The organism is Candidatus Midichloria mitochondrii IricVA (assembly GCF_000219355.1).
GTDB lineage: Bacteria > Pseudomonadota > Alphaproteobacteria > Rickettsiales > Midichloriaceae > Midichloria > Midichloria mitochondrii.
Genome location: NC_015722.1, coordinates 561,682 through 573,579 on the forward strand (window position 1 = coordinate 561,682; position 11,898 = coordinate 573,579).

The 11,898-nt window shown below is 35.2% G+C and carries 17 protein-coding genes and 1 tRNA gene; 3 read left to right on the forward strand and 15 right to left on the reverse strand.

Annotated elements, in window-relative coordinates; genetic code table 11:
* Positions 1 to 6: 6 nt before the first annotated feature.
* A complete protein-coding gene (locus MIDI_RS02990) occupies positions 7 to 519 on the reverse strand; it encodes a CarD family transcriptional regulator (RefSeq protein ID WP_041185419.1) in 513 nt (170 codons plus the stop codon).
* A 158-nt stretch (positions 520 to 677) separates the two neighbouring features.
* Here MIDI_RS02990 and MIDI_RS02995 point away from each other — a divergent pair, with 158 nt between their 5' ends.
* Both MIDI_RS02995 and MIDI_RS03000 read left to right on the forward strand, forming a co-directional pair.
* On the forward strand, positions 678 to 1,295 hold the full coding sequence (locus tag MIDI_RS02995; RefSeq protein ID WP_013951108.1) for a phospholipase D family nuclease: 618 nt from the start codon (positions 678 to 680) through the stop codon (positions 1,293 to 1,295).
* A gap of 84 nt (positions 1,296 to 1,379) precedes the next feature.
* Positions 1,380 to 1,456, forward strand: a tRNA-Met gene (locus tag MIDI_RS03000).
* A gap of 301 nt (positions 1,457 to 1,757) precedes the next feature.
* Here MIDI_RS03000 and MIDI_RS03005 read toward each other — a convergent pair.
* From MIDI_RS03005 to MIDI_RS03020, 5 genes are all read right to left on the reverse strand, one after another.
* A complete protein-coding gene (locus MIDI_RS03005; RefSeq protein ID WP_013951109.1) occupies positions 1,758 to 3,236 on the reverse strand; it encodes an HlyD family type I secretion periplasmic adaptor subunit in 1,479 nt (492 codons plus the stop codon).
* Between the two features lie 48 nt (positions 3,237 to 3,284).
* On the reverse strand, positions 3,285 to 4,931 hold the full coding sequence (locus tag MIDI_RS03010; RefSeq protein ID WP_160162229.1) for a type I secretion system permease/ATPase: 1,647 nt from the start codon (positions 4,929 to 4,931) through the stop codon (positions 3,285 to 3,287).
* A 125-nt stretch (positions 4,932 to 5,056) separates the two neighbouring features.
* The gene (gene lspA / locus MIDI_RS03015) at positions 5,057 to 5,527 is read right to left on the reverse strand and encodes a signal peptidase II (protein WP_013951111.1); all 471 of its coding nucleotides are present in this window, start codon (positions 5,525 to 5,527) and stop codon (positions 5,057 to 5,059) included.
* Positions 5,524 to 5,766 carry a hypothetical protein gene (locus tag MIDI_RS06305; protein ID WP_052567685.1) on the reverse strand — a complete coding sequence of 81 codons (243 nt, stop codon included), beginning with the start codon at positions 5,764 to 5,766 and terminating at the stop codon, positions 5,524 to 5,526. The genes lspA and MIDI_RS06305 overlap by 4 nt, the downstream gene beginning before the upstream one ends.
* Before the next feature lie 230 nt (positions 5,767 to 5,996).
* Positions 5,997 to 6,401 (reverse strand): AAA family ATPase, encoded by a 405-nt coding sequence (locus MIDI_RS03020; RefSeq protein ID WP_013951112.1) that lies wholly within the window; start codon positions 6,399 to 6,401, stop codon positions 5,997 to 5,999.
* A gap of 226 nt (positions 6,402 to 6,627) precedes the next feature.
* Between MIDI_RS03020 and MIDI_RS08535 the strand changes: the two genes are divergently transcribed.
* On the forward strand, positions 6,628 to 6,993 hold the full coding sequence (locus MIDI_RS08535) for a hypothetical protein (RefSeq protein WP_041185420.1): 366 nt from the start codon (positions 6,628 to 6,630) through the stop codon (positions 6,991 to 6,993).
* Here the strand turns inward: MIDI_RS08535 and MIDI_RS08540 are convergent.
* From MIDI_RS08540 to MIDI_RS09760, 9 genes are all read right to left on the reverse strand, one after another.
* Positions 6,979 to 7,125: a hypothetical protein gene (locus tag MIDI_RS08540; RefSeq protein WP_160162230.1), complete on the reverse strand. Its 147-nt coding sequence runs from the start codon at positions 7,123 to 7,125 to the stop codon at positions 6,979 to 6,981. The genes MIDI_RS08535 and MIDI_RS08540 overlap by 15 nt on opposite strands.
* 72 nt (positions 7,126 to 7,197) lie before the next feature.
* Positions 7,198 to 7,383 (reverse strand): transposase, encoded by a 186-nt coding sequence (locus MIDI_RS08885; RefSeq protein ID WP_041185411.1) that lies wholly within the window; start codon positions 7,381 to 7,383, stop codon positions 7,198 to 7,200.
* On the reverse strand, positions 7,343 to 7,567 hold the full coding sequence (locus MIDI_RS08890) for a hypothetical protein (protein WP_192805759.1): 225 nt from the start codon (positions 7,565 to 7,567) through the stop codon (positions 7,343 to 7,345). Before MIDI_RS08890 ends, MIDI_RS08885 begins: the two co-directional genes overlap by 41 nt.
* Positions 7,568 to 7,596: 29 nt before the next feature.
* On the reverse strand, positions 7,597 to 7,743 hold the full coding sequence (locus MIDI_RS08545) for a hypothetical protein (RefSeq protein WP_160162231.1): 147 nt from the start codon (positions 7,741 to 7,743) through the stop codon (positions 7,597 to 7,599).
* Between the two features lie 220 nt (positions 7,744 to 7,963).
* Positions 7,964 to 8,314, reverse strand: coding sequence for a hypothetical protein (locus tag MIDI_RS03035; protein WP_013951115.1), 351 nt, complete (start codon positions 8,312 to 8,314; stop codon positions 7,964 to 7,966).
* Complete coding sequence (locus tag MIDI_RS03040; protein WP_013951116.1) at positions 8,311 to 9,531, reverse strand: hypothetical protein; 1,221 nt, start codon at positions 9,529 to 9,531, stop codon at positions 8,311 to 8,313. The genes MIDI_RS03035 and MIDI_RS03040 overlap by 4 nt, the downstream gene beginning before the upstream one ends.
* A gap of 33 nt (positions 9,532 to 9,564) precedes the next feature.
* A complete protein-coding gene (gene hemC / locus MIDI_RS03045; protein WP_052567687.1) occupies positions 9,565 to 10,503 on the reverse strand; it encodes a hydroxymethylbilane synthase in 939 nt (312 codons plus the stop codon).
* Positions 10,467 to 11,360 carry an FAD-dependent thymidylate synthase gene (thyX, locus tag MIDI_RS03050; protein ID WP_041185681.1) on the reverse strand — a complete coding sequence of 298 codons (894 nt, stop codon included), beginning with the start codon at positions 11,358 to 11,360 and terminating at the stop codon, positions 10,467 to 10,469. Before thyX ends, hemC begins: the two co-directional genes overlap by 37 nt.
* 85 nt (positions 11,361 to 11,445) lie before the next feature.
* Entirely contained in the window at positions 11,446 to 11,892 is a 447-nt protein-coding gene (locus MIDI_RS09760; RefSeq protein WP_041185421.1) for an ACT domain-containing protein, read from the reverse strand.
* Between the last annotated feature and the right edge of the window lie 6 nt (positions 11,893 to 11,898).

The following is an 11,898-nucleotide window of genomic DNA, read 5'->3' on the forward strand; positions in this document are numbered from 1 at the left end:
CTTATTTTAAATTTTATAATAATCAAGTAATTCTATTAATTTTGCATGCGCATCGTCCTTTTCAAGTCCAATAGACGCAGCATATTCATTCGAGAGTCTTTCCAGAGCTGCCTCATAAATTATCCGTTCGCTATAAGATCGATCTGCTTCTCCCACATTCTTGTGCAAATCTCTTAATACCTCCGCTATTCGAATTATATTCCCAGAATTAATTTTTTGCTCATATTCTTGCGCCCTTTTACTCCACATTCCTTTGGTGACTTTAGCTTTTTGTTTTAGCACCGAGATTGCTTCTTCAAAGTCACTGCTCGATGTAAGATGTCTTAAACCAGTCTTTATAGCCCTTGATTTTGGCACTCTTAGTATCATTTTATCTCTAACAAATGATATGACATAAAGAGGCATTTCACAACCAGCAACCACTTGAATTTCTTCTGCTGTAATTTGTCCAACACCATGGGAAGGGTAAACAACCGTATCACCAACTTTAAAGGCTATATTTTCAGAAGCTCTACTCACAAGCCAACACCGCTAATTAGATTATTGAATGATCGTATTATAGCACATAATGCCGGTATATAAAAGTAATTTTAGAAACTTCAATTTGATATCAAATGTTCTGTTGCTTTTTAATCAAATGTAATTAAATTATTTTTTTTAAAAAGTATGTATGCAGAATGAAAAAGTCGCCATTTAAGAATTCTTCTCTCAACAAAATTCTTAATATCCTAAAACAGGAAAAGACTCCGGTTAAAGTAGTTATAATAGCTTTTATGTTAGGTAGTGGAGTAGGGGTTGCTTGGGAAGAAATAGTTGGTATAGGAACTTGGCACAGTTACCATCCCCCTTTGGACAAATTTAATATTTGTTTTACGCCTCCTTCTGGGTGTGCATCGTTGATAGCAAACGAAATTGTGAAAGCAAAATCTAGTATTTATTTGCAAGCCTATGGATTAACTTCTAAGCCTATAATTCGTCAATTGGTTAAGGCTCAAGATAGAGGGGTGAGGGTTAATATATTATTAGATGGCAGTAATTTAAGTCATAATAATAAAGTTGCGTTAGAACTAAAGAAAGCTGGGATAAAGGTGGGTATTGATAAAATATCAAGTGGCATTGCCCATAATAAAGTTATAATTATCGATAATTATAAAGTGGTTACTGGATCATTTAATTTTACTACTGCAGCTGACACCAAAAATGCAGAAAATGTTTTGTTGATTGAAGATAAAAATATTGCTCAAATATATTTAAGCAATTGGCGAATCAGAAAGAAATTAAGCATACCCTATTAAGTCTAATAAACACTTTTAGGAAAGCAATTTAATATAAAATTTATTGCTTTTTATGAAGAAAAAGTATATCCACTCTTTATCCAAGGCGGAGTAGCTCAGGTGGTTAGAGCAGCGGAATCATAATCCGCGCGTCGGGGGTTCGAGTCCCCCCTCCGCTACCATCTTGCAGCTTAATATTTGTGCCCGCTTCAGTCTTTTGAATATAGCTAAAGCAGTATAAAAAGAGCACCAATTATGCAACCCTTTCGTTGCTCGTCTGCTGAGTTCACTCCATTATTTAAGCCCAAATGCCACTAAATTTCCCATATATCCCGTTAAATTGAATAGCGGGTAGATGTGTGCCAAGAAAGTTACAGATAAAGCGAGCTTGCAATGGAAGGGACATATGCCCCGCCTTCCGCCGCCCCCTTGACAAGCTTCGCTTACAAGGCTAGCTTTTTTCTATTCATATTTCTAGCTTTTTTAAGCTTCTTTAAAGGCTTTATGGAAGCTATCCACTATTGGGCTCATCATGTATTGCAAAAAGGTTCGTGTTCCTTTCACTATAAACACAGTAACAGGCATACCGGGATATAATTTTATATCCGTATTTACGCTTTTCATAGACTCTTCGTCTAATTCTATTTTTATAGTGTAAAATGATTGTCCATTACTTTGATTGACAAATTTGTCAGCAGAAACATAGGTAACTTTGCCTAAGATCCTTGGTACTAACCTGCTTTTATATGCATTTAATTGCACTTTTGCTTCTAAACCGACGTATAAACTTTCAATAAATTGAGGTAAAACATGGGCTTCGATAATTAGTTTATCATCCTGAGGTACGATATCCATAACTTTTGCGCCCTGCTGAATGACACCGCCAATAGTATGGTATGCTAGGCCAGTCACCATTCCAGCATTAGGGGCTTTAATCATAGTCCTCTCTAGGATATCTTTTGCATATTGTAACTTTTGTTCAAGTTCAAGAACATGGACATGATTTTCTCTATATTTTTCAGCAGTTTTTTGTTTGAAATCATTCTCTACGTGTACTTTATGTAAGTCTGTTTCATACATTTCTTCTCTGGCTTTAGCTATAAAAGCTTTCACCGAATGCATCTCACCTTCTAACTCTTCATACCGTTCTTGGAAATGTAAAAGCCTAGTTTTAGATTCTAAGCCTTTTTTATAGAGATCGTTAGTAATATTAAATTGTTCTTTAGCTATTGCAAGCCTAGAGGTAATGGCCTCTAGTCTGGCTTCTTGAGAATTAATTTCTTCGTTTTTCTGTAAGATTCGTTGGTTGTATACATCCATCTGTACCCTCAAAGCCTTTTTATTTAAATCAAATAAAGCTTTTTGATTTTTGATTAGAACTTCAACTTCTGGATCATTGATGTCAAGTATAGGATCATTGAAATCTACTTCATTATCTTCTTGCTCTTCAGCAATTAATCTTTTTTCCAAGGCCTTTGCAAAACGGAGTTGGGATAGCATAACCTGTACGGTTGACTTTGCGGATGTATCACTTAATTTTACAAGATTATCACCTTCGTTGACTGTCTGCCCTTCTTCAACAAATATCTCTTCTATAATGCCACCCTCCAGGTGTTGGATAGTTTTATGATTACCACTAACGATGATAGTACCTTCTGCAACGGCCGCACTATCAAGAGGAGCGAGGCCTCCCCATATTACAAAAAAACTTATACAAATTCCCATTGCGATTCCTCCGAATATTACAGCAGGCTTCACTTGTTTTACGAGCTTACTTTCTATTTTTTTGTGGTATCTTGCTTCTTCAGCAGTTTTTGCAATTAAAAATCTTTTCGTGTTATCGAAAAAAGTTTTTATGGGATGAATTTTATCTTCTTTTTTATCCTCAACCACTCTTTCGATAATTCTTGAGCTACCATCAGTTTCTGGCTGTTCTTGTTTTTTTATATCTATATTTTTCATTTCTCACTCCTTTTCTAACACTATAAAAGTGTTCAAGTCATTTTGTTGTTATATCGCAATACTATCTGCCGAGGATCTTTTGATTTGCTCTAAAACTTGTTCTTTAGGACCAAACGCAGCAACCATCCCATCTTTTACCATTAATATTTTATTAGCTAATGACAAGATTGGAGTTCTATGAGATATTATCACTACAGTAATCTTTTTTTCCTTTGCAAACTCAATAGCTGCAGCAAGAGCGGCCTCTCCGTAACTGTCCAAGCTAGCATTTGGCTCATCAAGAACGATAATTTTTGGATCGCCAAAAAATGTTCTTGCTAATCCTATTCTCTGTTTTTGACCACCAGATAAGGTTGATCCGTCCATGCCTATTTCAGTATCATACCCTTTTGGTAATTGAAGAATCATATCGTGTACCCCAGCGAGTTGAGCAGCCATAACAACGTCTTCTGCATTGGCATTAGGATTCATTCTCGCTATGTTTTCTTTTACAGTACCATTAAATAATTCTATATCTTGAGGCAAGTAGCCAATATGTTGGCCAAGTTCTTGCCTATTCCAGTCCTTGATGCTTGCACCGTCAATTCTTACGGAGCCCATAACCGGCTGCCATGCGCCAACCATTAATTTAGCTAAAGATGTTTTTCCAGAGCCAGAATTGCCCATAATTACTAATACGTCACCTGGTTCAATAACAAAATTCATACCCTTAATAATATGTTTTTGAGAACCTGGAGGAGCAAAGTAAATATTTTCTACTGAGATTTTTCCTTCTGGTACAGGTAAGGACATCGCGTTATCGGCATCTACATACCTAACAAACGCTTTATCTAACCTATTATATGCTTTACGGCAGTTTAAGTATCCTTTCCAGGAATTAATTGCTGCTTCAAAAGGCGCAAGGGCCCTAGAAACAAGGGACGAGCTAGCAATCATTGCTCCGCTAGATAGCTCTCCTCTTAAAACTAAGTATGCCCCCATGCCTGTGACGCAAATCTGCAAAATGAGACGAACAAATTTTGTTATTTCTGCAAATACCGCTTGCCTCTTGTTAGAAAGGGACTGGGTAGTTTGTACTCTATCATTAATCTTATTCCAAGATTCATTAACATTCTTTAATAATCCCATTACTTCAATAATTTCAGCATTTCTGGTTGCTTGATCGACTTGTTTCATGCTCCTAATAAACCCCTCGTTATTAGCTTCAATAAGAGGCTTAGTTGACCTATCAGCAACAATACCCATAGCAAGTATGATTATGCTGCCCATGATTGCTAACAGGCCGAGATAAGTATGTAAGATAAAAAGCATAATTATGAAAATGATCGCCCAAGGAGTGTCCATGATAGATATGAGACCAGGGCTTGTCAGGTAAGTTTTTACAGTCTGTAAATCCCTCATTTGCTGGCTGTTTGCATTTGCTTCGGATTCCAATGCACTTCTGATAGAATTCGCAAATACGCTCTTAGATAATTTATCTTCAAACCAAGAGCCCATAATTGTCATAGCAAATGATCGTGCCCCTTGAATTAAGCTTAACAACACTAAGGCAATGATAACTACTATTGTTAACATAACCAAAGTTTCAACACTACCGCTTGATAATACCCTATCAAGAACTTGCATTGAATATATTGAAGTAGACAAGAGTAATATATTAGTTATAAACCCACATACTAATATATACTTAACCATGACTCCGCAAGCCAACAACGCTTCCTTTAAAGGCGTTAATCCAAAATTACTTTGGCTACTGTTTCTCTGCATCATACTAATTTACACTCACAACTAAAAACATTACTATTTTGATTTTTATAATATTAAACTTTTTTTACAAATAAACACATGAACGCTCCTACTACGATGGCTGAGTCTGCAATATTAAAAGTGGGATAATGCCAACCAAACGCGTGAAAATCTATAAAATCAAGGACTGCTCCATAATTAGTTCTATCAATTATGTTGCTAACTGCGCCGCTTATTATTAATGCTATAGGCAAAACCAATTGAGAATCTTTAGTTTTTTGATACCAAAAAATTAACAAAATGATTATAAAGATAGCCAGCGTTGAAAGAATAATCTGGCCTTGTTCTATATCATTTAACATTCCAAAACTAATTCCATAATTCCAAACCAATACTAAATTAAGGAAGGGAAAAACTTTTATTATCTCTTCATGTGAAGAAAAATAACTATATATTGCGTACTTTGTTATCTGGTCTAAAAATAAAATTAATGTTATAAAAAACAAAAATCTTTGTGTTTCAGGTTTTAGCAATATTTTTTTCATGACAAACAATACATTATTACTTTCTCTTTATCTAAACTCTCTTTCTCGCATTTATTTATTATATTAATAACCTTTTCTGCTTTTTTTAAAATTCTTTCAGAAGCCAGGTAGTGCGGGATGGATGTTTTTACAATAGTGTAAGCACATCTAATTAAATTAATCTTTAATATTTCCCAAGCATCTTTATTATCACAAGCAAACCGAACTATCTCACTAACGCAACTTTTATCATTTGTCAAAAAACAATTTTCTATTTTTTTGATAATTTCTATTGCATTTTCCTTATAAATTTTTATAGCTGCACCTATATCGTAATTTGCGGCCTCTAATAAAAATTTATAATCTAAGTGCTCATCATCAATATAGGCTTTTAGTATATTGATTAATTCGGTCTCGTCTGGTTTATTAAATTTAATATTTATACACCTTGAACGAATGGTTGGAATAATACTACTTATTGAATTAGTAATTAAAAAATTATTGTCTTATTTCCTGGCTCTTCTAAAATTTTCAAAAGAGCGTTAGCAGCACTGTAATTCATATACTCTACGCCGTCTACGATTCCAATTCGGTAAGAATTATTGGCCGAAGTAAATCTTAAAAATGATTCCAGCTCCTGAATCTCGTTTATATTAATACTACTATGCTTTTTATTTTCTGTCGTAGATTGGATAACCATTAAATCAGGACTAGCTTGCCTTGACTTATTATTTAATAATGTTTTAGAAAACTCTACCGCTAATAGATATTTACCTATACCTTTTGGGCCGCTGAGGATATAAGAGTGCGATAATTTATTATTTTGAAAGGCATTAATAAGTATTTTTTTGCCCTTTTCATGACCTATAACATTTGCTAGAAGTTGGATATTCATATTTGGATTATTAATAAACACACACTGTTAGATTATCATATAGCGAGAATTTACCATATAGCATAGTTATAATAAAATATTATTTAACCCCAGTTTGAGGTAAGTTTTAAAGAAATTATCTGATATGGTTTTAAAGAAGCTGTGTAACCATTAAGTTTCTCTCAATTTCACGATAAATAAGAAAAGTGGTTCCCCTAGTAGAAATATTTTGTTTGATTGATGATTTTTGCAAGCGACAACTCACGTACCAAAGATCCTTAAGAAACTCGCAGAGACAAAGGGAACGAGAGTCTGGGATGATGCTTTCCGAAGTTATAACGATCCTCGTTTTGTTTCATTTGAGGGCATTACCGGATTCAAAGATTTTTACCTAAACTGTGTTCAAATCTCTCCCAGAGAGGAATTGCCGAAGCTTATCAGCTACAATCGCTTTGTTGAGCTGGATGCGAGACGCGGTCATTCCGTTGGTCATTCTGCTGAATTGCTGCAAAGGGAAACAAACAGGTACGTTGACTCAACAAAAAGCTGGAAGGTTTGTCATAAACCTCAGTTTGACGTAAGGAGTATGCCCGTGAGCCTATTTTTCCAATGAGATATATTTGGGTTTGGAGACATAAGCCAAGAACCCCGAGAAAGGGGTCTGCCAAGAAATTGTTTGGCGAGCGATGCCGTGGCGCTGGATTTGGCAAATCTCTTTCAATTGTCCGATGGCTGTTTCAATCAATTCACGCCCTGCAAGAAGCAGTTGTTTAAAAGCCGCAAGCTGGTTTTGTTTTTCTTAAGCCGTGTGATGAGCTCAATACCTTGATTGCTCAGTGTTTTTGCTTATATACCACCGATCTCCGAATAGAAGGCCTGTCAAATATTGAGTCAGTTTTTCGACAACGGCTCGATCATCTGTATTACCCGAAGTCAGTGTGAATGACATAATCTCTCCTTGATCATTGAGGCCAAAGAACCATCCGGGTCGACGTTTTCCCACGCTGAGCGATGCCTTTAAGGACCTTATTACGGCTAATACATAAGTTATGACAAACCTTTCCAGCTTTTTGTTGAGTCAACGTACCTGTTTGTTTCCCTTTGCAGCAATTCAGCAGAATGACCAACGGGATGACCGCGTCTCGCATCAGCTCAACAAAGCGATTGTAGCTGATAAGCTTTGGCAATTCCTCTCTGAGAGAGATTTGAACACAGTTTAGGTAAAAATCTTTGATCCGGTAATGCCCTCAAATGAAACAAAACGAGGATCGTTATAACTTCGGAAAGCATCATCCCAGACTCTCGTTCCCTTTGTCTCTGCGAGTTTCTTAAGGATCTTCGATGCATGAGTTGTTGCTTGCAAAAATCATCAATCAAACAAAATATTTCTACTAGGGGAACCACTTTTCCTATTTATCGTGAAATTGAGAAGAACCTAATGGTTACACAGCTTCTTTGAAGCCATATCAGATAATTTCTTTAAAACTTACCTCAAACTGGGGTTATACTAGAGGTAACAGAATCACGATTTAAGTACTGTACAACCAGAGGGGCAAATAGCAACTTCAAATATAAAAATGATCTTAAATATTTTTCAAAAACTCTCCACTCGGTTTGTCATTTACATAGTCAACCATAGCTTTGTATTGCAATACTTGATCGATTTGGTTCTCAATAAAAATTCTAGCTGCTGGCTCAGCAAGTATTATCTTTCTTATTGTTTTTAATGATTCTATTACACTTTTGCCAGCTTCAACTTCATCTTTAAAACCATTAGATATCTCTTCATAAAGAATTTCCAATGCCTTATCACTCTCTTTTCCATCAGGAATTAAAATATATTTTAAGAAAAACGTTCCCCCTTCTTCACTAGTTGAGAAGATACTTAAAATATTTATGAAAGCGTTTTCGAGTGCATAATTTTCGTTTGTCATTTCGTCCCATTATAAATTGTATTTAAAACTTGATTAGTACTCTTCCCAATATGCTCTCTCATAGCAATACCACACTGCAGTGCACATCTAGTGATTGTAGAAGCCACGGTGGGCCCAGCTACATTCAATTTATCTATCATGTCTACAACGCTAGAGTGGTCGTCCAATGATAACTTCTTCATCTGTAATCTTAAAAAATCATGCTTTTTTAAAGGAGCATTCGTCGCAAAACTACTTATTCCTTCCTTTTCTTTTAAACTTTTATTCATTGATTCTACTTCTTTAGCATAATTTTGGTATACATACCTGAGACCATTAACTACGTCTTGGGCAGAAGCAGAAGAAGACAATGTATTAATAATAGTTTGTTGAACGCTATCGCTCCTTGTATGTATCTTAAGCGTTTCTTTATTAGTTTCTAATTTAGTGGTATCTCCCATTAAGAAACCCATCAACCCAATTAAAGCCGAGCTGATAACAAAGCAGCAAACTTCCATTCCGATGCGAAATGGGACTACTACTGCATTAACTACATAACTTGCCCCATACAAAATTGTTGCAACGGTAGGTAAAGACCCAGTCTCCATTTTATATTCTGTTATTGCAAAGGATTTCTGAACAACTGCTCCAATAAAAAAACCTAAATTATAAAACCCTACTTGAGTTAACACTACGGTGGACTTGAGCCCAGATTCTAAGTAATTCGCAGATTTTAATGCCTTATAAGATATACTTTTGTTATCTTGCAGTATTTTTTGTCTAGTAACTCTATTTGCATACCCAGAAGCAGAAACATCCCCATAATCAGTTATAAAATTAGCTGGATTTTCTGTTTGTAAAATCCTTAAATCTCTAGCTTCAATATCTTGATAAGCTTTAATATAAGTATCTTTAACTCCTTTAATTATTCCAGTCGTTACAGCCATGGATTCTCTGACTTTTAATCTAGATAATATATCTTTGGTTTTAACTTCCCTTATTTTTTCTTCAGTATTGGCTTGCTTAGCCTGTAATTCTTTTTTAGAAACATGTACCATACCGCCAATAACACCGGCTACAAATGGGTTTAAGGTATTACCCGTAACATCAACTAAGCTACGGGTAGATGATACCAATGCGGCTCCTACAAAGTATGCAGCCCCCACTCCATAAAAACTTTTACTGGCAACAGAGCTGTGAGCCTGTTGTTGAATTAAATTAGTTCCCTCATCATTCATAATTTTTTTGAAATATAAAACAACTACTCAATGCTAACATTTTATATTTGCTTTTGAAAATATATTTTTGATTTCATTTTCAATAATGGATAAATCCCGGGCAGATTTTTCATTGAAACTTAAACGATTTTTATATTCCTTGTAGGTTCCATTTATTGCGGTAAATGCTATGAAATCTATATAATGCCCCCTTAGCTCCGTATATATGCCTAAAGGAGTTTTGCAATCTCCTCCTATAACCTTTAAAAAGGCTCTTTCAATTACCGCTTGTATATAAGTTTCTCTGTGATTTATTTTTTCTAATATACTACAAATAAATTCATCTTCTTCTCCGACTTCGGCACAAATTATACCCTGTGCAACGGCTGGAATAAACAAAGTTGGTGATAAGATTTCTTTTATCAAATGCTCTTGATTAACTCTTTTTAAGCCGGCAACTGCAAGAATGATAGCGTCAATTTCTCCATTATTTAACTTATCAATTCTAGTAAGTACATTACCTCGCAAACCTTTGATATCAATCTTATTATTGATATTATGAGCTAGAACCTTTCTACGTCCAGAACAAGTGCCAAGCGTGGCACCTTTAGGCATTTCTGATAACTTGTCATACTTAAGAGAAATAAACGCATCAGCACAGTCTTCCCTAGGCAAGACACACCCTATTTTTAAGCCCGGTGGTAGATCTACTGGCATATCCTTCATCGAATGGACAGCAATATCTATTCTTTTGTCTAATAAAGCTTCTTCTATTTCTTTTATAAATAAAGACTTTCCACCTATGTCGACCAATGGTCGGTCATATAAAATATCACCTGTGGTTTTGATCTTGATAATATCTATTTCCAAATCTGGTAAGAGAGTTGTTAATTCCTTCATAAATAGACTTGTTTGGGCAAAAGCAAGGGCACTTGACCTTGTACCAATTTTTATCTTCATTTTATTTCTAATAAAGATATTAGTTCTTGCCACTCTCTCTTTGACATCCCAACATCTTCTGCAGTAACGTTTTCACCAGCTAACTTCTTTTTAATAACAGCAATAGATTTTCCAGAAATATTTACAGCATTTAATCTATAATCTAAAAAAGCTTCATAAGTAAAAGGAACCCATTTTTTTACTATATCTAATATAATATCGGCATATACTCCTATTTCATACTGTGCGTGATCGTCTGCGCGTAGCCTCAGAAAATGCAGTAAGTTATGTAAATCTGTTTTCCAGTACCACTGTGTGTAATAATTTAAGGTTAGATTCATCCGAGCTAATTCTCTAGCTAAGCCAGCCTTATTTGGATCCAAAATTTCTTGCGTTTCCTCATTCAAGTTCAGCATTTCCATGTAATGATCATAGCACCGCCTCGCATCATCTTTTAACATTTCTAATACTCTATGAGATTCTTCGGCACTCAATACGTCAGTACTACGTCCTTGCTTATTAATCTGCGATTGCGCAGCCAGATCTTCAATTTCTGGAATATAAAATTCTTTATCCATAATTGAATATCTGCCAGAGTATTCATTAACATTTGCGGTTCTATGTCTTATCCACTGTCTAGCTATAAATATCGGTAACTTAATATGAAACTTGATTTCGCACATCTCAAATGGAGTAGTATGCCATCTCCTCATCAAGTAATTTATTAATCCTTTATCCTCATTTAATTTTTTGGTTCCGGAACCGTATGAAACTCTGGCTGCCTGCACTACAGCTGAATCGTTTCCCATATAATCTACTAACCTAACAAAACCATGATCCAAGGCTTTTAAAGGCTTATAAAGTATCTCTTCTAAGGCTTCAACTGTTGGTCTACGGGTAGTATTTTTTATAGAGCATACATCTTCTAACTCTTGATTTTGCAAATCTGTTAATGACATATATTCACAAGCACCTCTTCTTTGGCTGACATTTTGCTTATAAATAAAAATGATGCAATGTATTTTTATTTTGGTTAATAAATCTTTCTATACTGTGCACAGACTGCAATTTTTTAATAGCGGTTAAAATAGTATTGAATTGATGTACTCCTTTGACTTCAATATCAAAAATCATTTCTATTAAATCCATTTTTCTGCCGATTACCTTTATATAAGAGATATTGCAGTCCATTTCGTAAATGCAGGTAGTTACTTGAGCTAGAGCGCCAGGGTGATTTAGAAGTAGTATCCTCATTTTACCAATGTAAAGATCCCCTTTATTACCTTCCCAGGATAGGCTTATCCATCTTTCAGGATAATCAGTATATTGGTTTAAGATACTACAACCAATTGCATGGATCACAATACCTTGAGCTGGATGAATAATTCCTATAATTTTATCTCCTGGTAAGGGACTACAACAATTTGCGAAGACACTATTCATGCCAGG

What these genes read in the sequence shown, in the direction of transcription:
- lspA (WP_013951111.1), bottom strand. Translation starts at nt 5,527, where the DNA reads ATGAAAAAAATATTGCTAAAACCTGAAACACAAAGATTTTTGTTTTTT.
- MIDI_RS03035 (WP_013951115.1), bottom strand. Translation starts at nt 8,314, where the DNA reads ATGACAAACGAAAATTATGCACTCGAAAACGCTTTCATAAATATTTTA.
- MIDI_RS09760 (WP_041185421.1), bottom strand. Translation starts at nt 11,892, where the DNA reads ATGAATAGTGTCTTCGCAAATTGTTGTAGTCCCTTACCAGGAGATAAA.
- MIDI_RS02995 (WP_013951108.1), top strand. Translation starts at nt 678, where the DNA reads ATGAAAAAGTCGCCATTTAAGAATTCTTCTCTCAACAAAATTCTTAAT.
- MIDI_RS03020 (WP_013951112.1), bottom strand. Translation starts at nt 6,401, where the DNA reads ATGAATATCCAACTTCTAGCAAATGTTATAGGTCATGAAAAGGGCAAA.
- MIDI_RS03005 (WP_013951109.1), bottom strand. Translation starts at nt 3,236, where the DNA reads ATGAAAAATATAGATATAAAAAAACAAGAACAGCCAGAAACTGATGGT.
- MIDI_RS03010 (WP_160162229.1), bottom strand. Translation starts at nt 4,931, where the DNA reads ATGGTTAAGTATATATTAGTATGTGGGTTTATAACTAATATATTACTC.
- MIDI_RS03040 (WP_013951116.1), bottom strand. Translation starts at nt 9,531, where the DNA reads ATGAATGATGAGGGAACTAATTTAATTCAACAACAGGCTCACAGCTCT.